Here is a 21,202-nt window from a genome sequence, read left to right on the forward strand (position 1 = left end):
TCTAAAATCATCACAGAACAGAGTTTTAATAAAATGATACAGTTTTTATACTTATTTCCGGATGGTATAAAACATATGAATGGTGTAATACCAGGAGTCGTAGAAAGCTCTATTAACCTGGGAATCATAAAATTGGAGCAGGGTGGTTTAGAACTTGAAGCCGAGTTGAGAGGGGCATTTGAGTCCACTTGCCAGCATATCAAAAATCAGCTGACAAATTTATGTGAGGTATTCGGAGCGGAAATGAAGTTTTTTGCGCAATATCCGGCATGGTCTTATAATCAGGAATCAGGTTTAAGGCAGAAAGCCATGGACGTATTTAGGCAGGAGTTTGATAGAGATTTAAAAACCGTTGTTATCCATGCAGGTATTGAATGCGGCTGTTTACTACAGCGGATGCCTTGGTTAGATGCAGTGGCCATCGGCCCAAATTGCTGGGGATTCCATTCTCCAGGAGAGAGAATGAGCGCCGCTTCGGTAAAAAGGATATGGGAGTTCTTAAAGAGACTTCTGGAAGAACTTAAGTAAGTAGCAGAACCTTCCGATATTACTAGTATATAGTTGGAGGACAGGACGAATGTATATTAATTATGGAGATAATTTATTTATGCCCGAGGGCGATGATTACAGCAAGCAGGAATTTGATAAGGATGCAGAAGAAATTGCGTTGAAAGGTAATGTTGTTCTGCAGGAACTGAGAATGCAACAGGCCGCAGATCAGGCATTAAGGGCAGAAACTGTACAAGAAAAAGTGAGTAAACCAGCTGAAAATCATAAAAAAGAGCAGAAAAAATTAAGTTATAAAGAAATTTTTGACCAGATGAAAGAGTCAAAAAAATCAAAATGATAAAGGGCATTATTTAAAGGACCTTCCTGAAAAGGCAGGCCTTTTATTTTGTTTTTGGTATTGCAAGGCTCCGATATAGGTACTAATCTAATTTATCTTGGAATTTTTGTGAAAAAACACAAAAATGTAGTATTGAATTGTCAAATATGTTAAAATATAAGGTAAAAATAATTTTATGAAATAAGGAGAATTTTCTATGGCAAATTTGTGGAGTGGTAGATTTGAAAAAGGCATGGATGAAATCGTTGAGAAATTTAACGCTTCCATTGGAGTGGATAAAAGGCTGTATGCCTGTGATATAGAAGGAAGTATTGCCCATGTGTCAATGCTTTCAAAGCAGGGCATCGTAACAGAAAGTGAAAAAAATCAGATTATAGAAGGACTAAACAAGATAAAAGATCGGATAGATGCCGGAGAATTTGAATTTTCTGTAAAGCAGGAAGATATTCACATGGCTGTAGAAAGTGCCTTAATAGAACAGTTGGGAGATACGGGAAAAAGACTTCATACTGCCAGAAGCAGAAACGATCAGGTGGCGGTAGATACGAGATTATATTTAAAAGAACAAATAAAAGAAGTAATAGAAAATTTAATTTATATGGAAAAAGTACTACTTGAAAAGGCAGAAAAGTATGCTGATAGCATTATGATCGGTTTTACTCATGTACAGCATGCACAGCCAGTAACCATTGGATTTCATTTAATGGCATATTTTCAGATGTTTAAGAGAGATATACAGAGATTACAGGATGCTTATGAAAGAATGGATTATTGTCCCCTGGGGGCTTGTGCCCTGGCGGGAACAACTCTGCCTACAGACAGGCATTTTACGGCAAAAATGCTGGGGTTTAAGGCTCCAACAGAAAATGCCATGGACAGTGTAAGTGATCGTGACTATGTGATTGAGTTTTTAAGTGATGCTTCTATTTCCATGATGCACATCAGCCGGTTTGCAGAAGAATTTGTATGGTGGAACTCCCAGGAATTTAGCTATATTGCTATCGATGATAGTTTTTGTACAGGAAGCAGTATAATGCCACAGAAAAAGAATCCTGATATGGCAGAGCTTTTAAGAGGAAAAGTGGGTCGTGTATATGGACATCTGATGCAGATACTGACTGTTATGAAAGGGACTCCACTAGCCTACAACAAGGACTTTCAGGAGGACAAAGAAGGTTTGTTTGATGCCGTTGATACCTGGAAGGCATCTTTGCGAATTTTTGCCAAGATGATTGAAAAAACAGAGTTCAGAATGGACATGATTAAGAAACATCTGCATACAGGCTTTTTAAATGCTACGGATATTGCGGAGCATTTTGTTAAGCAGGGCATGCCTTTTAGAGAAGCTCATGAGGTTGTAGGCAAAATGGTAAAATACTGCGAAAACAATGATAAAGATTTTATAGATCTGATTGAAAGTGATCTGGAAAAGATTGATGAATGGCTTTCTCTGGACAAGCTTCCGGATCTGAGTATAGAAGGATGCGTAAATGCAAGAGTTTCTTTTGGAGGTACTGCACCTGCAGAAGTTCGCAGACAGATTAAAGTGGGAGAAGACTGGCTTGCAGAATTGGAGGAAATACCGGTTGTTTAATGGGAAAAATTATCTGAGGCCATCTACACTGGAAGAAGCCTGGACATTAAATCAGAACAAGAACAATAAAATAATAGGTGGAATGCTCTGGCTTAAGATGGGGCATAAAAACATTTCTACAATGATTGATTTATCAGACCTTGGACTTAGTACCATAGAAGAGAATGACCAAGAATTCAGGATTGGAGCAATGTGCACCCTGAGAGAACTGGAAGAACACTCTGGCATGGAACAATTCTTTTCCGGTATGATAAGAAATTCTATTGAATCAATTGTAGGAGTGCAATTTAGAAATCTGGCCACCGTAGGGGGCAGTGTTTACTCCCGGTTCGGATTCTCTGATATACTTACAGTATTTATGGCCCTGGATTCTTATGTGGAATTATATAAAGGGGGCATCATTCCTTTAGAAAAGTATGCGGACATGCCCTATGACCAGGATATTCTCATGAGGGTTATTATCAAGAAAAGAACTCGAAAAGGAGTATATCTTAGTATCAGGCAAACGGCTACAGATTTTCCGGTTTTAGCCTGCGCTGTTTCACAAAATCAAGAGGGAGCATGGAAAATTATATACGGAGCACGTCCTGGAAAGGCATTAGCATTCGAAAGTGGTTTGCCTGAAAAACCGGGCTTGTCAGATATAGAAGAGGCCATTGGAAAACTTAAGAGTTGGGGTCATTTTGCCGGGAATATGCGGGGCAGTGCTGAGTATAGAAAAGCGCTGGCAGAAGCATTACTCAGGAAGGCCATAAGATATACAATGGATATGACGAGGGCATAATATGGAAGTAAAAATTAAAGTTAACCATAAAAATATTACAGACAATATTCCTGCAGACCTTTTACTAATCGACTTTTTAAGAAAACATGGTTTTTATAGTGTTAAACGTGGATGCGACACGGCTAATTGCGGACTTTGTACTGTGCTAATTGCGGACGAACCCGTATTGTCCTGCGCAGTTTTAACAGCAAGAGCTAATGGCAGCCATATAACCACTTTGGAGGGTATGCAGAAAGAAGCTGAAGTTTTCGGCAGTTTCATGGCCGATGAAGGAGCAGAACAATGCGGATTTTGCAGCCCAGGATTTATCATGAGTGTTTTGGCTATGGAAAAAGAATTTGAGAAAAAAGGTATTACAAATCCATCTGAAGACCAGATCAATAAATACTTATCCGGGAACTTATGCAGATGTACAGGATACATGAGCCACACAAGAGCTATTATGAAATACCTGAAAAGGGCAGGTGGATTAAAATGAAAATTGTCAATACGAGCATAAATAAAATGGATTCTAAGTCCTTAGTTACTGGAAAGCCTGTATATACAGACGACATAGCACCGACCAATGCGTTGATTGTAAAACTTCTCAGAAGTCCTCATGCCCATGCATTAATTAAATCCATAAACAAAACCAATGCAATGAAAGTACCTGGAATAGAATGCATACTTACCTGGGAAGATCTGGAGCAAAATAGATTTACTACCGCTGGACAATCTTTCCCAGAACCAAGTCCCCAGGACAGACAAATCCTTGACAGAAGACTCCGTTGCGTGGGAGACCCGGTTGCCATTGTGGCAGGCAGTGATGAAAAATCTGTTTTACGTGCAATTTCGTTAATTAAAGTAGAGTATGATGTGCTGGAGCCCATTCTGGATTTTAGAAAAGCAAAAGATAATGAAATCCTCATACATCCTGAGGAAAACTGGGAAGCACTTTGCCAGGTGGGGGCAGATAACAAGAAAAATCTATGTGCCCATGAAGTCTTTGAGTATGGTGATATTGAAGGGGAACTGAAGGCATGTGAAATTGTCATTGATGAAATCTATCACACAAAAGCTAACAGCCAGACTATGATGGAACCCTTTTGCACCTATACCCATTTAGACACTTACGGTCGGCTGAGTATTGTATCCTCCACACAGGTTCCTTTTCACGTAAGGCGAATTGCGGCAAAAGCCTTAGGTTTGCCCAAGTCTCAGATCAGAGTGGTTAAACCCAGAATCGGAGGCGGTTTTGGGGCAAAGCAGTCTGTAGTAAGTGAACTGTTTCCTGCAGCTGTAACAATGGCCACAGGAAAACCTGCTAAGATGATATTTACCAGAAAAGAAAGTTTTACCAACGGCAGTCCAAGGCATGAGATGGAAATCCATGTGAAGTTAGGGGCAAATATGGAAGGGGATATCAAAGCCATATATATGTATACCCTATCAAATGCAGGAGCCTATGGAGATCATGGTCCTACTACAGTAGGCCTGGTCGGACATAAGTCCATGGCTATATATAACCATGCCAATGCCTATAAATTTGATTATGATGTAGTTTATACCAATAATCCATGGGGAGGAGCGTACAGAGGTTACGGAGCCACTCAGGGTTTTTTTGCTTTAGAATCTGCCATAAATGAACTGGCAGTGAAGCTGAATATGGATCCCATTGAACTGAGAAGGAAGAATCTGGTACAAGTAGGCGAAAAAATGACAGCATATTATGGGGAAACTCTGGAAAGCTGCGCCCTGACGGAATGCATTGAAAAAGCTAAAGAAATGACGGACTGGGACCATAAATACCCATGCAGGGATATGGGAAATGATAAAATTCGGGCTATAGGAATGGCAGTAGCAATGCAGGGTTCAGGCATTTCCAATCTGGACATTGCATCAGCAGAGTTGAAACTTAATGATGAAGGTTTTTATACACTGATGCTGGGATCAGCAGACATGGGAACGGGTTGTGATACGATACTTGCTCAGATGGCGGCAGAATGTTTAGAATGCCAAGTGGATAAAATTATAGTTCATGGGGTGGATACCGACATATCTCCTTATGATACGGGTTCCTATGCCTCAAGCACTACGTATATAACAGGGAATGCAGTTATAAAAACTTGCGAAACTTTTATAGAAAAAATGATTCAGGAGTCTGCAAAGATACTTCACTGTGATAACGATGACTTAGAATTTGATGGAACCAGGATTTATCAGAGAAACGGTGAAAAACAGATTACCATTAAAGAGTTGGGAAATGCTTCTTATCTGGGAGGTCATAATTGTATATCAGCATCCGAATCTTTTTATTCTCCTGTTTCACCGCCTCCGTTTATGGCGGGTATTGTTGAAATCGAGTTGGACAAAACCACAGGACAAGTAGATATCATTGATTTTGCAGCAGTAGTGGACTGTGGCACACCAATCAATCCTAATTTAGCCAGAATCCAGACGGAAGGCGGCATAGCTCAGGGGATTGGAATGGCATTGTTTGAGGATGTTTTATATGATAAAGAGGGCAGGATGATGACCGATTCCTTTATGCAATATAAAATCCCAAGCAGACTGGATGTAGGAAAAATCCGGGTAGAATTTGAAAGTAGCTATGAGCCTACCGGCCCTTTTGGAGCCAAATCCATTGGTGAAATCGTCATTAATACGCCGGCACCGGCTCTGGCCTCCGCCATTTATAATGCTTCGAAGGTTAAACTTACAGAGTTACCTATGACAAGTGAGAAAATATTATTAGGAATGTTAGAAAATGAAAAACAGGATAAACATGATTTTACTGGCGGCTGGTAACAGCCGCCGTTTTGGCAGTAATAAGCTGCTGACTGAATATAATGGAAAGCTTTTATATCAGTATACCTTTGATATTGTGGCAAAGGTTTCACAGTGGCTGACAAACAACAAGGTCGATTATAGTATTTATACCGTGTCACAATACAAAGAAATATTAATTCAGGCTGAGAAAAATAATTATGCAGCTATTGAAAACCACAAGCCTGAACAGGGAATTGCGTATTCAATAAAACTGGGAATCGAAAGTCATAGTGACTTTACCCAAAATACTGCTGCTCTGACGCCCTATGAAAGAGAAAAATATTTGTTTTTTGTCTGCGATCAGCCCCTTCTCCGAAGTGAAAGTGTCATTGACCTGATTTCAGTATACCTGAATAGTGATAAGTCAATGGGATGCCTTTCTTATAAAAACAGAATGGGAAATCCGTGTATATTTGATGATGAGTGTATACCGGATTTGCTTAAACTAAAAGGGGATAAGGGAGGTAAAAAGATTATCCTGCAAAATCAGTCCAATACCCTGACCGTACAGGTTGAGGATGAAAAGGAACTTTTTGATGTAGATGATATAGCAGATTTTAAAAAGTTACATGAATTTGGTAGAAAGAATAGTCCAACAAAATAGTACTTGTGAACTTTGAAAGATGGCAGATTACAGGGCCTGGAGGCTAATTTTCTGCTGACGAATTATGACGATAAAAGGGAGAAAATAGAAAAAATATCTTGCTATTTTCTCTCTTTTACTTAAAAAAAGGCGCAAAAAAACCTCTGGAGGAACAGAGGTTTTTTGCATAAAATAAAAAAGATGATGAAGGATTGTCCGAATATTACGGACATATATGTTAAGTCAATATGCAATATAAAATATATTACATATTACACATAACCAAATTTAAATATCTATTGGTGTATAATTGGTCGAATTGTTACTTTTTATTATTTTCTCTGTGAATCTTTAGGAGTTACGCAAACACCCTTAGCTCTTGCAACTACGATTGGTTCTTCTAGTGAGTCAGCAGCTGATGGGCTGATGTCAGGTCTAGCAACAACAACTTTTCTAGCTTCGAAAGTCATAGTTCTTGAAGTGTTACCAACCTTAGTGATTTCTCCATAAACTTCGATATAATCTCCAGCATAAGTAGGAGCTAAGAATTCTACTTCGTCATATCTTAAGAAAAGACCTTCGTCTCCGTCTAATTTAATTAATAATTCTGTAGCAAGGTCTCCGAAAAGGTGAACCATGTGAGCTCCGTCTACAAGGCTTCCGCCGTAGTGAGCATCCTTATGTGACATTCTTAATCTTAATGTTGATGAAATCTTTTCCATTATAGTATTCTCCTTTTATAAAATAATTAAATTAATAATAAATAGTTTTTTTGTCCAGTAAAAATAGACACAAATATTAATTGCAAATCCCGTGCCAATGAGTTATTATTGAAAATAGAGAAAAACGAACCGATTTTGGTTCAGAGAAAAAGTGGGGAGATAGTGAAATATGTTAAATTATGGGATTCGTCGTGTTTTAGAACCAAAATATGTTTTGCCAACGTCAGCATGGAAGCTGGATAATTCCAGAGAAATCTCTCAGGAAGAAATGAGAATATCTATTAAACGTTTGCATATTGAAACTACAAGCTTTAAACAGATTTGTCTGGAAGCTAATAACCACGATGAGCAAATAAAAGAAAAGATTATGGATATTGTCCTTAAAAGAGGCAAATTTCATAATCCTGTCACAGATACCGGGGGATTGCTTTATGGCATCGTAGATGAAATTGGTGAAGAATATAACAATGAAAAGAACCTTAAGCCCGGGGATGAAATACTTTGTAATACTTCATTGGCAGGTGTTCCCTTGTACATTAACCGGATTATAAGCGTTGATAAAGCTTATAAACAGGTAGAGGTAGAGGGATATGCCATTGTATTTGACAAGATTCCTGTAGTCAGAAAGCCGGAAGGGGTTCCTTTAAACTTACTACTGTTTATCTTTAATGAATCAGGCACTCTGTACAGGGTGAGTAGGGAAATTGAAGGCCGTAAGAGCTTTCTTGTTCTGGGCAATAATATCATGACCAACTTAATGTTTGGGTATGTCATAAGGAAAAAGGCCGGGCCTGATGCTGAAATTATCTGCCTCTTTGATAAAAAGACAGATCTTGTAATAGTAGGAAAATCAATTGATAAGCTGCTTTCTGAGGTGTTTGATGAGGTACACTATGTAAATATTTTAAGACCTATGGAATGCCTGGAGAAATTAAACATAGAATCAAGATTCGATATGACTGTAAATTGTGCAGACATTCCGGGAGCAGAAACAATTAATATTCTTGCCACAAAATCTGGTGGAACCGTTATATTTGCAAACTTTATAAATAACTACAACATCGCTTTATATATAACCGAATCCATATCAAAACATCTTGAATTAAAGTGTGCAGACGGGTATCTGGAAAAGTATGATGAGTTTGATATTGAGATTGTAAGGGAACTGGCCCCTTATATAAAAGATGCCGTTACCTCTACAGCAGTTTTCGAGGAGGATCTGGCTTACCCGTTGATAAGAGAAGACAGAGTCTTATCCAGCGAAGGATACAGACACAGCATGGCGGAAAACTTTATCTGTGAAAGTCGTGCAATGGCAGTGGTTTTAGAAGAAATTCTAAAGGTTTCAAAGTATGACTGCAATGTGCTTATTACAGGAGAAACTGGTGTAGGTAAAGATAAAATCGCTAATATTATACAAAAAAACAGTGTGAGAAATATGCAGCCATTTATAAAAATAAACTGTGCTGCCATCGCGCCAAACCTCATGGAATCAGAGTTCTTCGGGTATGAAAAAGGTTCTTTTACAGGAGCAAATACGTCAGGTAAAAAAGGGTATTTTGAGTCAGCTGATAACGGCATAATTTTCCTTGATGAGGTAGGGGAACTGCCTTTAGATATACAGGCGAAACTACTCAGAGTAACTCAGGATGGCGAGTTATACAAGGTCGGAGGGACCACACCAATAAAAACCAATGTAAGAATTATTTCTGCAACCAATCGGAATCTGCTGGAACAAATAGAAAAGAAACAGTTCAGGCAGGATCTGTATTACAGATTAAATGTGTTCCCAATTAAAATACCGTCTTTAAAGGAACGAAAGGCTGAAATACCAGCCTTGATAAAGCATTTTGTGAAGACGTATAACAAGAAATATGGTATAAACCGGGGGATTGATGACGAAGCCATTGACTATCTGAAAGAACGTAAATGGATTGGAAATATAAGAGAACTGGAAAATTCAGTGCAACGTATCTTAATAAGCGCAAAAGGCGAAAATGTAACGCTGATAGACGTTATTAAATGCCTGAATGATACGGCATTTGAACAGCTGGATTACAGCAGTGACGACAATTTCGAAGAGATTATCAGTAAAGATTTCGCTTTGGAACCTCTTGTGGAAAGTTTTGAGAAAAACCTGCTGAGACATGCCTGTGAGAAATACGGCTCTACAAGAAAAACGGCTCTAGCCATTGGAATAAGCCAGACACAGCTAGTTCGAAAGAAGAAAAAATATGGAATACTGTAGCTGAGAATGCACTCTGAAATAACGCGAACCAAATTCGGTTCGCGTTATTTTGTATTTGAACATAAAACGGTTCGCATAGAAAGGGACAATGACAAGATAGTTATTGCTGATAGAAACAAAATTGTATATAAAAGCAAAATTGTGATTAAAATATATGAGTATATATATATATATGTAGAAACTGGTTTATTTTTTAAATTTCCAACATAATGGCATGGTTATTGCTTAATATATTTGCGCAAGAATACTTTTAGCCAGAAAAAATATTAAGGTCCATAAAAATTATTTTTAATTTTTTATGATAAATTTTTTTTAGGAGGTATTCAATATGAAAAAAGGATGTCCGTACGGAACACACAGAGTGATTTCCCCAAAGGGAGTATTACCACAACCCGCAGATGTTATTGATAACACAATGGAAATCTATGACAATGAAGTACTAATCGACGTAAAGACTTTAAACATTGACTCAGCATCGTTCACTGAAATTGAGAAAAGAGCTGGGGGAGATATTGAAGAGATTAAAAAGATTATGCTCGGTATTGTTGAGAAAGCTGGTAAACACAAGAACCCATGGACTGGTTCTGGCGGCATGCTTATTGGTACCGTAAAAGAAATTGGGCCTGCGTATGTAGGAGATTTAAAAGTAGGAGACAAGATTGCAACTCTTGTTTCGTTGTCACTTACTCCGCTTAGGATAGATGAAATCCTTGAGATCAGACCTGCTATTGATCAGGTAGATATCAAGGGACAGGCAATCCTATTCCAGAGCGGTATTTATGCAAAACTTCCACAGGATATGCCTGAGGGACTTGCACTGTCAGCTTTAGATGTGGCTGGTGCACCTGCGCAAACTGCAAAGTTAGTTAAGTCAGGGCATACAGTAGTAGTAATTGGCGGCGGCGGTAAGTCCGGTCTTCTGTGCTTATATGAAGCAAAGAAGAGAGCCGGTGTAACTGGAAAGGTCATTTGTATAGGCGGCTCGGATAAGTCAACGACAAGAGCCAGAAATCTTAATCTGGCAGACGAATATGTAACTGCAGATGCAACAGACGCTGTTGGTGTTTATAACAAAGTTATGGAATTAACCAAGGGTAAGCTTGCAGATGTGGTTATAAACTGCGTAAATATTGAAAACACAGAGATGGCTTCAATTCTTTCTTGCAAAGAACATGGAACTGTATATTTCTTTTCCATGGCAACAAGTTTTACAAAAGCAGCATTAGGAGCAGAAGGTGTAGGAAAGGATATCGAAATGATCGTAGGCAATGGATATTGCAACGGTCATGCTGAAATAACACTTCAGGAACTTAGAGAATGCGAACCTCTTAGAAAACTGTTCCAACAAATGTATGCTTAAATTTAAATTGAAATAGAATAGCTGATTTCGCTGATTTTATTTCGTGCTAAAATTTAGGAGGAACAAGAATACTATGAAAAAAGGATGCCCATACGGAACACACAGAGTTATTTCACCAAAGGGAGTATTACCACAGCCAGCAGACGTTATCGATAATACAATGGAAATCTATGATAACGAAGTACTTATCGATGTACAGACTTTAAACATTGACTCCGCTAGTTTTACTCAGATCGAAGAACAGGCAAACCATGATGTTGAAGAAATTAAGAAGATCATGCTTGGCATCGTAGAAAAAGCTGGTAAGCACAAGAACCCGGTTACTGGTTCAGGCGGTATGCTAATTGGTACTGTAAAGGAAATCGGACCTGCTTACGAAGGCGATTTAAAAGTAGGAGACAAGATTGCAACTCTTGTTTCTCTTTCACTAACTCCACTTAAAATTGATGAAATCATCGAAATCAGACCTGATATTGACCAGGTTGACATCAAAGGACAGGCTATATTATTCCAGAGCGGTTTATATGCAAAGCTTCCTACTGATATTCCAGAAGGACTTGCACTATCAGCTTTAGACGTTGCTGGAGCTCCTGCTCAGACAGCTAAGTTTGTTAAGCCTGGAGATACAGTAGTAGTTATTGGTGGCGGCGGAAAGTCCGGTCTTCTTGTTGGCTATGAAGCAAAGAAGAGAGCTGGCGTAACTGGTAACGTAATCGTTATCGATGGATTCGATAAGTCTTTAGACAGAGCTAAGAAATTAGGTTATGCTGACCACTATGTTCTTGCTGATGCTACAGATGCTGTTGGCATTTACAACAAGGTTATGGAATTAACTGATGGAAAGCTTGCAGACTTAGTTATCAACTGCGTAAACATCGAAAATACAGAAATGTCTTGTATCCTTGCTTGTAAGGAACACGGTCTGGTATACTTCTTCTCAATGGCTACAAGCTTCACTAAGGCTGCTCTTGGCGCTGAAGGTGTTGGTAAAGACATTGACATGATTGTAGGTAACGGATACTGCAACGGACATGCTGAAATCACACTTCAGATTTTAAGAGAAAGTGAATCAATCAGAAAGATGTTCCAGGAACTATACGCATAATATTTAAAAAACCACTAGAAAAAAAGCGTGTTACACAACGAAAAAGGTGTGTAACACGCTGTGAACATAGACTAGAAAACAAAAGGCCTTGGGGAAGGTCAAAATTTGCTGATTTTATATAAATAGAGTTCGATAATAGTTTAAGTTTTACAATGAAAAGGAGAGAGTCAAATGGCTGATAGAAGAAATTGGAAAGACATTCCTCTATGGAAAGATGTTACTGATGAACAGTGGAATGACTGGCACTGGCAGGTTGCAAACAGATTAGGTACTGTTGAACAAATTAAGCAGGTAGTAAAATTAACTGCTAAAGAAGAAGAAGACATCACAAAGGTAATGGCTGGATTCAGAGTAGGTATTACACCTTACTATGCTTCTTTAATGGATGCTGAAAATGAAAGCTGCCCAATCAGATTGCAGGCTGTTCCTACACTGGTAGAAACTCACAGAAGTGATGCAGACATGCTTGACCCACTACATGAGGATGAAGATTCTCCAGCTCCAGGATTAACTCATAGATATCCAGACAGAGTTCTGTTCTTAATAACTGACCAATGTTCAATGTACTGCAGACACTGCACAAGAAGAAGACTTGCTGGTGAAACTGATGGTGCAAGATCAAGAGAAGACATCGATGCATGTATCGCATACATTAAGAGAACACCAGTTGTAAGAGACGTACTTCTTTCAGGTGGAGACTGCTTATGCGTTGAAGATGATACTCTTGAATACATCATCAGCGAATTAAGAAAGATTCCGCATGTTGAAATCGTAAGATTAGGATCAAGAACACCAGTAGTTATGCCTCAGAGAATTACTGACAACTTAGTAAATATGTTAAAGAAGTATCACCCAATCTGGCTGAACACTCACTTTAACCATCCAAAAGAAATGACACCTGAAGCAATGGAAGCTTTAAGAAAGCTTGCTGATGCAGGTATCCCACTAGGTAACCAGTCCGTTCTGCTTAGAGGTGTAAATGATGATGTACATGTAATGAGAAATCTTATGCATCATTTAGTAAAGAACAGAGTAAGACCTTACTATATCTATCAGTGTGACCTTTCATTAGGTATTGAACACTTCAGAACTCCAGTATCAAAGGGTATTGAAATCATTGAAGGATTAAGAGGACATACTTCAGGATATGCAGTACCAACATTTGTAGTTGACGCTCCTGGTGGCGGCGGTAAGACTCCAGTAATGCCTCAGTATGTAATTTCACAGACTCCTGACAAGGTAATTCTGAGAAACTACGAAGGTGTTATCACAACTTACACAGAACCTGTAGGTTTACCACCACTTAAGTGCAGCTATGAAAACTGCAAGAATGTTGCAGACTATCACTATGAAGGTGTTGCAGGTCTTGAACAGGGTGAAAGAATGTCCATGGAACCACAGGGACTTCTTCGTCACGAAAGAAATAAGCATGAATAAGTATAACGTTTAAAGACGCTATACAATAAAAAATGACATGAATATATGCACCGAGCCGCTTGCCTAAGCAGCAAGGTGCATGTGTTTTCATGTTATATAAATTAGAAACGAGAAAATTATGGGCTTACTAGATAAATTACAAGATAAATATAAAACGCTTTCTATTGTAGGAATGGCTAAAAATGCCGGTAAGACCACTGCTCTTAATTACATAATTGAAGAAGCTATGGACGAAGGGGTAATTTTAGGCATTACATCTACAGGAAGAGACGGCGAGACTGTGGATTTGGTAACGGGAACAGAGAAGCCAAGAGTGTTTTTGGACACGGGAACTATTGTTTCTATTCCGAAGCAGCTATATGATCTTGCAGAAGCAGGTCTTGAAATATTGAAGATGAGCAAATATTCTACAGCTCTGGGGCAATTGCTTTTATGCAGAGTTGTTGAAAGCGGATATGTTCAGATTGCAGGACCAGTCAGCACTGTAGAACATAGAGAGATGTGTAAAGAAATGCTTTCCTTAGGAGCTGAAATTATCCTTATTGACGGGGCTATAGACAGAAAGTCCATAGCTGCGCCGGAAACTTCAGATGCAATCATTCTTTCCACTGGTGCAGTACTTTCAAGAAGCATGAACAGAGTAGTTGATGAAACTGCTCATACTCTTGAATTATACAGCTTGCCTATAATCGAAAATCGATTTATCAGAGAGACTATTGAAGATAAAAATGAAAATGTTATTATTTTCTCTGGGGACAAAATGAAAAAACTTGACTTAAAAACTGGTTTGGGTGCCAGCAGGTTTATTGACAACGCCATTGATGAAAAGACCGAATATATTTATATTCCGGGGGCGTTAACAAACAGCGTTATTGCAGATATTCATCCAAAAAAGTTTAAGAAGATTAAGTTTGTGTTGAAGGACCCAACTAAAATCTTTATTGATTCTATCAGATGGGGTCAATTAAAGAAACAGGGCTTTTGTGTGGAAGTTCTTAAGAACATAAAGGTTGCGGCCATTACCGTGAACCCTTATGCTCCGTTAGGATATTCATTTGAGCATAAAGCATTGATAGATGCTATGAAAGCTGCTGTAGGAGATATTCCAGTAGTTGATGTAAAATATACGGAATAAATAATCAATGAGTTTAAGGAGGTAATGGACAGATGAGACTGGCAAACGTTAAGACAAGAAAGGAAACTGGACTTAGTTATGTTATGCAGAGTATCTACACTGCAACTCCTTTTGGCACAAAGATTATGAAAGAGCTGGAACCATATATGCCGGGACAGGAGGAAGCGCTTGAACGGGAATTTTCCAAAATGGAACAAATCTCCAGGATGCTTAACCAGAAGCCGAAATTAGGTGACATTTTATCTGAATGCTTTATGGAAACTAAGGATTGTACCTACACGTTAGAAAGATCCGCAAATAGCACATTATCCGTTGTAGAACTTTTTGAATTAAAAAGTTTGCTGCTAATAATGGAAAAGATAAGAAAGCTTTTACTTGACAATCAGGAATTTGTTTTGAAAGAATTCATGCTGAATGATATTGAAGAAATTCTTAATACCCTGGATCCTGGTAAGGAAAGGATAAATACCTTTTACATATACGACCAGTTTTCTGAAAATTTAGGGCCTTTAAGAAAACAGAAACATGAACTTGAAATTGCTGTCCGCAAGGCACAGAAGAAAACAAAATTGTATCTGGAAGAAAAATATAATCTGAATATATCACCTAAATTTGAATGCATTATTTCAAAAACAAAAACTGAACAGGTTGAAAAGTTAAAAGCTGTTCCTGAATTACTTATAAAAGATCAGGATTATGTGAATATTACTTTTGGGATCAAACCCTCTGAGGAAGCCGATGAACTGATTACTAAAATGAATCAGCTTACGGAACAAATCGAAGAGGAAGAGCTGAGAGTACGCGAACAACTGTCTAAGGAAATCTATAAGAATAAAAACTTAATTTTAGGAAATTGTAGTAAGATGGGCCAGCTTGATTTTACAATGGGTAAGACTGTATATGCAAAAGAGCATGGATGTATAAGACCTGAAATTGTTAGAGAGCACATATTAGAGTTTAAAGAAGGCAGACATCTGGAGGTTGAGGACATCTTAACGTCCAAAGGTAAAAAATATTGCCCTGTAAGCATGACGCTTGCAGACGGAGTTTCCTGTATAACGGGAGCTAATATGGGCGGTAAAACTGTCAGTCTTAAACTGGCAGGGATGATACAGTTACTGACTCAGTATGGCTTCTTTGTCCCTTGTGATTACGCCAGGGTCGGGTTATGCAACTTTATTCAGATTCTGATTGGTGACAGTCAGAGCCTGGAAAGAGGCCTGTCGAGCTTTGGAAGTGAAATGGAAGAACTGAAAGAGATATTGGATAACAGCAAATCCCAGTCGTTGATTCTTATCGATGAAATTGCCAGTGGAACAAATCCTGTTGAAGGTTTGGCACTGACAAGAAGTTTAATCGAGTATCTGCAGGAAAAACCATATATAACTTTAATTACAACCCATTTTGATAATCTTACACAGAGAAGTATGGTTAAAACCATGCAGGTTGTGGGTCTTGAAAATGCTGACTTTAATAAGTTGGATAAGGAAATTAAATATGCGAACCGAAAAGAGCGCATAAATATCATTTCCAAATACATGGATTATAGACTAAAGACTGTTGAGCGTGAGGAAGAGATTCCGAAAGATGCTCTGAACATTGCAAAAATATTAGGGCTTAACGATGAAATCATCGAAAAAGCCAAAACATTTATTAAATAAGTTATTTTATTGCATATGTTTTCCCTATATGGAAGATAAAAGCAAAGAGGAGGAATGAAAAGGATGGCAGTAAATAAGCTAAACTTAGATCCAAAGAAAATTGACAGTGCACGTTCATGCGCAGCAAGAATTGCACAGAGTATGCAGGAATTTATCGACAGACATACTACAGTAAGTACAGAAAGAACCATTCTGCGTCTTTTAGGTGTTGACGGAGTTGATGAAGTGGAAACTCCGCTTCCAAACGTTGTAGTTGACCAGATTAAAGCAGCTGGCGGACTTCCAAGAGGTGTAGCTTATTGGATGGGTAATGCAATGATTCAGACTGGTTTAGAACCACAGGAAATTGCAGAAAAGATGGCAGCAGGACAGCTGGACATCACTAAGCTTGAAACTGCATCAAAAGAAGAAGCAGAAGCAAAGATTATGCCTGATGTAAAGAAAGCTTTAGAAAAGATTAAAGCTCAGACTGCAAAGAGAAATGAATATCTTGAAAAATTAGGTGAAGGCAGAAGACCTTACCTTTATGTAATCGTAGCTACTGGTAACATCTATGAAGACGTTACTCAGGCACAGGCTGCTGCAAGACAGGGTGCTGATGTCATTGCTGTTATCAGAACAACTGCACAGAGCTTACTTGACTATGTTCCTTATGGACCAACTACTGAAGGTTTCGGTGGTACTTATGCTACACAGGAAAACTTCAGAATCATGAGAAAGGCTCTTGATGAAGTAGGCGAAGAAGTAGGAAGATACATTAGATTATGTAACTATTCATCTGGTATGTGTATGCCAGAAATCGCTGCTATGGGTGCATTAGAAAGATTAGACGTTATGTTAAATGACGCTATCTACGGTATCCTATTCAGAGATATCAATATGCAGAGAACTCTAGTAGACCAGTTCTTCTCAAGAGTAATCATCGGTTACTGTGACATTATCTTCAACTCAGGAGAAGATAACTACCTAACTACAGATGATGCTTATGAAGCTGCTCATACAGTACTTGCATCACAGTTCATGAATGAACAGTTCGCAGTAATTGCAAACGTAAAAGAACACCAGATGGGTCTTGGACATGCATTTGAAATGGATCCAGATATCGAAAATGGTTTCTTATATGAATTAGCTCAGGCTGAAATGGCTAAGGAAATTTTCCCTAACGCTTCACTTAAGTATATGCCTCCTACAAAGTTTATGACAGGTAATATCTTTAAAGGTCACCTGCAGGATGCACTGTTCAACTTAATTTCAGTTTGGACAGGACAGTCACTACAACTGTTAGGTATGCCTACAGAAGCTATCCACACTCCACATATGCATGACAGATATCTTTCTATTGAAAATGCTCAGTACATCTTCAATAATGCAAGAGATCTGGGCAGCGAAGTTGAATTCAAGAAAGATGGTATCATGCAGAAGAGAGCTCAGGAAGTTCTTGATAAGGCAGATAAGCTTCTGCACCAGGTAGAAGAAGAAAGCCTGTTTACAACTATTGAAAAAGGTATTTTCGGTGGAGTTAAGAGACCTAGAGACGGTGGAAAGGGCCTTGCAGGAGTATGCGTTAAAGATGCAGGTTACTTCAATCCATTCATTCCACTAATGATGGGAGGTGCAAAATAATGACTTGCAATTGTAATACAGCTAATAATAATATTGATTTAACTAAGGTTAAACCTTATGGTGATACATTAAATGACGGACAGATGGAATTTGCATTTACATTACCAGTTCCTTATGGTGATGAAGCAAGTGAAGCAGCTAAAAACTATGTAAAACAGATGGGCGTTAATGAACCTGCCTGTGTTTACTCTAAGGATATGGGTGGCGGATTTACATTCTTCATCGTATACGGAAAAGCTCAGCACACAATTGACTATACTACAATCAAAGTTCCAAAAGTTGATGTAGAAATCATGGATAGAGTAGAATGCGGCGAGTACATTGAGCAGAACATTAAGAGAGAAGTTGTAATGGTTGGTGCCAGCACTGGTACAGATGCTCATACAGTTGGTATTGATGCTATCATGAACATGAAAGGTTTCCATGGACACTTTGGTCTTGAAAGATTCAAGAATGTTAAGGCTATCAACATGGGAAGCCAGGTGCCAAATGAAGAACTGATTGCTAAGGCTATCGAAGTGAAGGCTGATGCTATCTTAGTTTCTCAGACTGTAACTCAGAAAGATGTTCATATTCAGAACCTGACAAACATGGTTGAACTGATGGAAGCTGAAGGATTAAGAGATAAAGTTCTTCTAATCTGCGGTGGACCTAGAGTTTCTCATGAACTAGCTCAGGAATTAGGATATGATGCTGGATTTGGTCCTCATACTTATGCAGAACATGTAGCTTCATATGTAATAACTGAAATCGTTAAAAGAGGCAGAATCTAATTTATTAGGAATTTCAGACTAGAAACTGTTAACATAAACATTGATTTCCTAAAGAGAGAATTATTGACAATATAATAGTTGGGTGTATAATATAGGCAGCAATGAGCTAAATAATTGCAGCCTGATGCATATTTAATATTAAATCACTGCAAATTATACACCCTATTATTTATCTAGGATTTTGGGCTCTTTATCAAAGCTAATTGTTAATTATTTAACCATTTGACTGTTGCCTTTGGTAAAGAGGAAAACTGGCATTAGTTAAAATTTACAAGAGGATGTATAAAGATGTATTATGTTGGTTAACAAATATTTATAATTTTAGATATAGATACTAAGAAAAATCCTCTTGGGGATTACAAATTACATACCAGAGGAAAACTTAAGTATATAAAAGAAAGGTCGTGTTTTTGATGATTAATAAGATCAGAACAGCCGAAGAAGCAGTCGCAGGTATTAAAGACGGCGCAACTATTATGGTTGCAGGCTTCTTAGGCACAGGTACTCCTGAAATTTTGATTGACGCTCTTGTAAAAAAAGGTGTTAAGCATTTAACAATTATTGCAAATGATGGTGGACTTCCAGCAGCAGTTACAGGAACAACAGACAGAGGTGTAGCAAAATTACTTTCAGCAGGTATGGTTGACCATATTATTGCTTCACATGTTGGTATGAACCCAATCATTGGTAAGGGAATGAATGATGGCACATTGCAGTGTACACTTGTTCCACAGGGAACTCTGGCAGAAAAAATCAGAGCAGCTGGAGCAGGACTTGGTGGTGTTTTAACTCCAACAGGTGTAGGTACAATTATTCAGACTGGAGAAAAGGTTTCTACAGGAGAAAGAGAAATTTCAATTTCTGATAAAAAGGAAGTTATTAATATAGATGGCAAGGATTATCTTCTTGAAAAACCATTACACGCAGATTTCGCATTTTGCAGAGCTTCCATTTGTGATGCTTATGGTAACTTCTCATGCACAAAGGCTACAAAGAACTTTAACCATGTAATGGCTATGGCAGCAGATACTGTAATCCTAGCTTCAGAAAAGATTGTTGAAGTAGGCGAAGCAGATGTTGATACATTTACTACTGCTGGTGTATACGTAAAATATCTTGTAGGAGGGGAAAAACCATGGCAGATTTAAAAGCAAGAATTGCTAAGAGAGCAGCAAAAGAATTTAAAGACGGCGATGTAGCAAACTTAGGTATAGGTCTTCCTACAATGGTAGCCGATTATCTTCCTGAAGGAGTACACATCATGTTACACTCCGAAAACGGATTTACAGGCTTATCAGGTGCCGCAGAAAAGGGCAAAGAAGATGTTGATGTAATCAACTCAGGTGGTGGATATGTAACATATATTCCATCAGGTAACTTCTTCGGATCCGAAGAAAGTTTTTCCATTATCAGAGGTGGACATGTTGATGCTACTGTACTTGGTGCAATGGAAGTAGATGAACACGGAAATCTGGCAAACTGGATTGTACCTGGAAAGATGGTAGCTGGTATGGGCGGAGCTATGGACCTGGTAGTTGGAGCAAAGAAAGTAATTATTGCAATGCTTCACACTCAGAAGGGTGCACATAAAATACTGAAAGAATGTACACTTCCATATACAGCATTAAAAGTTGTAGATATGATTATTACAGAAATGGGCGTAATGCAAGTAACAGATAAAGGTATTATGCTTACTGAATTACACCCAGATTATACTCTGGATGATATTAAGGCTGCAACAGGCTGCGAATTAATTATCAGTGCTGACTTAAAAGCAATGGAAGAAGAGTAGACCACTGATTATTTGAAAATAAATTATCTTTGCTGATTAAAGAATAATAAAACCGATTAGGATAAGTTTCTAATCGGTTTTTTGATTGTATAAAATATGAAGTAGGGGTTAAATATACAGGATAAAGCAATTTAAAGGGATTTCTTCTTAACTTTTACTAAATTTTGTTGTATAATATAAGCCACACAGCGAAAATATGGATTAAAAATGTATAAGGAGGTTCTTATGTCTAAGAGCGAAAATGGTGACAATAGCGAAGTTTTATTGGAAACAGATACTGACGAAATGGAGATTTTAATTTTCACAATAAAAGATCAAATTTTTGGCGTTAATGTACAACAGGTAAGGGAAATTCTAATGCCGGCTCCAGTTGATAAAGTTCCTCATGGACATCCATCCGTAGAAGGTGTATATATGCCAAGAGATATTCTTATTACGGTAATAAACCTGGCAGATTACTTGGGAATATATTTAAATCCCGAAGAAAGAACGTTATTTATTGTAGCAGATGTAGAACGCTTAAATGCTGCATTCAGAGTGAATAGTGTTCTGGGTATCGAAAGAATTTCCAATGAAAGTATTGAAAAGTCTGACGCATCTTATGGAAGACAGGGAATAATAACTGGGATTGTGCGTGTAAATGGAAAGCTAATTTCCTTAATTGATTTTGCTAAAGTGGTGGAAGAAATTTCACAGTAAAAATAAGTGAAAAATGTTAAGAAGGAGAGTA

The 21,202-nt window shown here is 38.1% G+C and carries 19 protein-coding genes; 18 read left to right on the forward strand and 1 reads right to left on the reverse strand.

The features are described 5' to 3' along the window. Positions 1–33 precede the first annotated feature (33 nt). From Ami3637_RS09120 to Ami3637_RS09150, 7 genes are all read left to right on the forward strand, one after another. A complete protein-coding gene (locus tag Ami3637_RS09120; RefSeq protein ID WP_162362298.1) occupies positions 34–528 on the forward strand; it encodes a zinc-binding metallopeptidase family protein in 495 nt (164 codons plus the stop codon). Between the two features lie 49 nt (positions 529–577). Beyond that, on the forward strand, positions 578–847 hold the full coding sequence (locus Ami3637_RS09125) for a hypothetical protein (protein WP_162362299.1): 270 nt from the start codon (positions 578–580) through the stop codon (positions 845–847). 196 nt (positions 848–1,043) lie between these two features. Continuing rightward, positions 1,044–2,441: an argininosuccinate lyase gene (argH, locus tag Ami3637_RS09130; protein ID WP_162362300.1), complete on the forward strand. Its 1,398-nt coding sequence runs from the start codon at positions 1,044–1,046 to the stop codon at positions 2,439–2,441. After that, a complete protein-coding gene (locus Ami3637_RS09135; RefSeq protein ID WP_162362301.1) occupies positions 2,434–3,225 on the forward strand; it encodes an FAD binding domain-containing protein in 792 nt (263 codons plus the stop codon). The genes argH and Ami3637_RS09135 overlap by 8 nt, the downstream gene beginning before the upstream one ends. Position 3,226: 1 nt before the next feature. Further along, positions 3,227–3,703, forward strand: coding sequence for a (2Fe-2S)-binding protein (locus Ami3637_RS09140; protein WP_162362302.1), 477 nt, complete (start codon positions 3,227–3,229; stop codon positions 3,701–3,703). Further along, complete coding sequence (locus Ami3637_RS09145; RefSeq protein WP_162362303.1) at positions 3,700–6,012, forward strand: xanthine dehydrogenase family protein molybdopterin-binding subunit; 2,313 nt, start codon at positions 3,700–3,702, stop codon at positions 6,010–6,012. The genes Ami3637_RS09140 and Ami3637_RS09145 overlap by 4 nt, the downstream gene beginning before the upstream one ends. Continuing rightward, a complete protein-coding gene (locus Ami3637_RS09150; RefSeq protein WP_162362304.1) occupies positions 5,972–6,637 on the forward strand; it encodes an NTP transferase domain-containing protein in 666 nt (221 codons plus the stop codon). Before Ami3637_RS09145 ends, Ami3637_RS09150 begins: the two co-directional genes overlap by 41 nt. 311 nt (positions 6,638–6,948) lie before the next feature. Here Ami3637_RS09150 and kal read toward each other — a convergent pair whose 3' ends face one another. Then, on the reverse strand, positions 6,949–7,338 hold the full coding sequence (gene kal / locus Ami3637_RS09155; protein ID WP_330586559.1) for a 3-aminobutyryl-CoA ammonia lyase: 390 nt from the start codon (positions 7,336–7,338) through the stop codon (positions 6,949–6,951). 169 nt (positions 7,339–7,507) lie between these two features. Between kal and Ami3637_RS17460 the strand changes: the two genes are divergently transcribed. From Ami3637_RS17460 to Ami3637_RS09210, 11 genes are all read left to right on the forward strand, one after another. Then, complete coding sequence (locus Ami3637_RS17460) at positions 7,508–9,586, forward strand: sigma-54 interaction domain-containing protein (RefSeq protein WP_243157977.1); 2,079 nt, start codon at positions 7,508–7,510, stop codon at positions 9,584–9,586. A gap of 328 nt (positions 9,587–9,914) precedes the next feature. Beyond that, on the forward strand, positions 9,915–10,946 hold the full coding sequence (gene kdd, locus Ami3637_RS09165) for an L-erythro-3,5-diaminohexanoate dehydrogenase (protein WP_162362305.1): 1,032 nt from the start codon (positions 9,915–9,917) through the stop codon (positions 10,944–10,946). Between the two features lie 73 nt (positions 10,947–11,019). Beyond that, a complete protein-coding gene (gene kdd / locus Ami3637_RS09170; protein ID WP_162362306.1) occupies positions 11,020–12,051 on the forward strand; it encodes an L-erythro-3,5-diaminohexanoate dehydrogenase in 1,032 nt (343 codons plus the stop codon). A gap of 171 nt (positions 12,052–12,222) precedes the next feature. Beyond that, the gene (kamA, locus tag Ami3637_RS09175; RefSeq protein WP_162362307.1) at positions 12,223–13,488 is read left to right on the forward strand and encodes a lysine 2,3-aminomutase; all 1,266 of its coding nucleotides are present in this window, start codon (positions 12,223–12,225) and stop codon (positions 13,486–13,488) included. Positions 13,489–13,606: 118 nt separating this feature from the next. Then, the gene (kamB, locus tag Ami3637_RS09180; protein ID WP_162362308.1) at positions 13,607–14,623 is read left to right on the forward strand and encodes a lysine 5,6-aminomutase reactivase subunit KamB; all 1,017 of its coding nucleotides are present in this window, start codon (positions 13,607–13,609) and stop codon (positions 14,621–14,623) included. Positions 14,624–14,655: 32 nt separating this feature from the next. Continuing rightward, the gene (kamC, locus tag Ami3637_RS09185; RefSeq protein WP_162362309.1) at positions 14,656–16,284 is read left to right on the forward strand and encodes a lysine 5,6-aminomutase reactivase ATPase KamC; all 1,629 of its coding nucleotides are present in this window, start codon (positions 14,656–14,658) and stop codon (positions 16,282–16,284) included. A gap of 63 nt (positions 16,285–16,347) precedes the next feature. After that, positions 16,348–17,907 carry a lysine 5,6-aminomutase subunit alpha gene (gene kamD, locus Ami3637_RS09190; RefSeq protein ID WP_162362310.1) on the forward strand — a complete coding sequence of 520 codons (1,560 nt, stop codon included), beginning with the start codon at positions 16,348–16,350 and terminating at the stop codon, positions 17,905–17,907. Next, complete coding sequence (gene kamE / locus Ami3637_RS09195) at positions 17,907–18,680, forward strand: lysine 5,6-aminomutase subunit beta (RefSeq protein WP_162362311.1); 774 nt, start codon at positions 17,907–17,909, stop codon at positions 18,678–18,680. Before kamD ends, kamE begins: the two co-directional genes overlap by 1 nt. Positions 18,681–19,093: 413 nt before the next feature. Next, positions 19,094–19,828 (forward strand): CoA transferase subunit A, encoded by a 735-nt coding sequence (locus tag Ami3637_RS09200; protein ID WP_162363719.1) that lies wholly within the window; start codon positions 19,094–19,096, stop codon positions 19,826–19,828. Beyond that, entirely contained in the window at positions 19,816–20,472 is a 657-nt protein-coding gene (locus tag Ami3637_RS09205; protein ID WP_162362312.1) for a 3-oxoacid CoA-transferase subunit B, read from the forward strand. The genes Ami3637_RS09200 and Ami3637_RS09205 overlap by 13 nt, the downstream gene beginning before the upstream one ends. 225 nt (positions 20,473–20,697) lie before the next feature. Next, positions 20,698–21,171, forward strand: a complete 474-nt coding sequence (locus tag Ami3637_RS09210; protein ID WP_162362313.1) for a chemotaxis protein CheW — start codon at positions 20,698–20,700, stop codon at positions 21,169–21,171. Positions 21,172–21,202 lie beyond the last annotated feature (31 nt).

Source organism: Aminipila terrae (assembly GCF_010120715.1).
Classification (GTDB): domain Bacteria; phylum Bacillota; class Clostridia; order Peptostreptococcales; family Anaerovoracaceae; genus Aminipila; species Aminipila terrae.

Excerpts from the sequence above, each read along its gene's own strand:
- Ami3637_RS09120 (WP_162362298.1), top strand. The coding sequence starts at position 34 with ATGATACAGTTTTTATACTTATTTCCGGATGGTATAAAACATATGAAT.
- Ami3637_RS09125 (WP_162362299.1), top strand. The coding sequence starts at position 578 with ATGTATATTAATTATGGAGATAATTTATTTATGCCCGAGGGCGATGAT.
- argH (WP_162362300.1), top strand. The coding sequence starts at position 1,044 with ATGGCAAATTTGTGGAGTGGTAGATTTGAAAAAGGCATGGATGAAATC.
- Ami3637_RS09140 (WP_162362302.1), top strand. The coding sequence starts at position 3,227 with ATGGAAGTAAAAATTAAAGTTAACCATAAAAATATTACAGACAATATT.
- Ami3637_RS09145 (WP_162362303.1), top strand. The coding sequence starts at position 3,700 with ATGAAAATTGTCAATACGAGCATAAATAAAATGGATTCTAAGTCCTTA.
- Ami3637_RS09150 (WP_162362304.1), top strand. The coding sequence starts at position 5,972 with ATGAAAAACAGGATAAACATGATTTTACTGGCGGCTGGTAACAGCCGC.
- kal (WP_330586559.1), bottom strand. The coding sequence starts at position 7,338 with ATGGAAAAGATTTCATCAACATTAAGATTAAGAATGTCACATAAGGAT.
- Ami3637_RS17460 (WP_243157977.1), top strand. The coding sequence starts at position 7,508 with ATGTTAAATTATGGGATTCGTCGTGTTTTAGAACCAAAATATGTTTTG.
- kdd (WP_162362305.1), top strand. The coding sequence starts at position 9,915 with ATGAAAAAAGGATGTCCGTACGGAACACACAGAGTGATTTCCCCAAAG.
- kdd (WP_162362306.1), top strand. The coding sequence starts at position 11,020 with ATGAAAAAAGGATGCCCATACGGAACACACAGAGTTATTTCACCAAAG.
- kamA (WP_162362307.1), top strand. The coding sequence starts at position 12,223 with ATGGCTGATAGAAGAAATTGGAAAGACATTCCTCTATGGAAAGATGTT.
- kamB (WP_162362308.1), top strand. The coding sequence starts at position 13,607 with ATGGGCTTACTAGATAAATTACAAGATAAATATAAAACGCTTTCTATT.
- kamC (WP_162362309.1), top strand. The coding sequence starts at position 14,656 with ATGAGACTGGCAAACGTTAAGACAAGAAAGGAAACTGGACTTAGTTAT.
- kamD (WP_162362310.1), top strand. The coding sequence starts at position 16,348 with ATGGCAGTAAATAAGCTAAACTTAGATCCAAAGAAAATTGACAGTGCA.
- kamE (WP_162362311.1), top strand. The coding sequence starts at position 17,907 with ATGACTTGCAATTGTAATACAGCTAATAATAATATTGATTTAACTAAG.
- Ami3637_RS09200 (WP_162363719.1), top strand. The coding sequence starts at position 19,094 with ATGATTAATAAGATCAGAACAGCCGAAGAAGCAGTCGCAGGTATTAAA.
- Ami3637_RS09205 (WP_162362312.1), top strand. The coding sequence starts at position 19,816 with ATGGCAGATTTAAAAGCAAGAATTGCTAAGAGAGCAGCAAAAGAATTT.
- Ami3637_RS09210 (WP_162362313.1), top strand. The coding sequence starts at position 20,698 with ATGTCTAAGAGCGAAAATGGTGACAATAGCGAAGTTTTATTGGAAACA.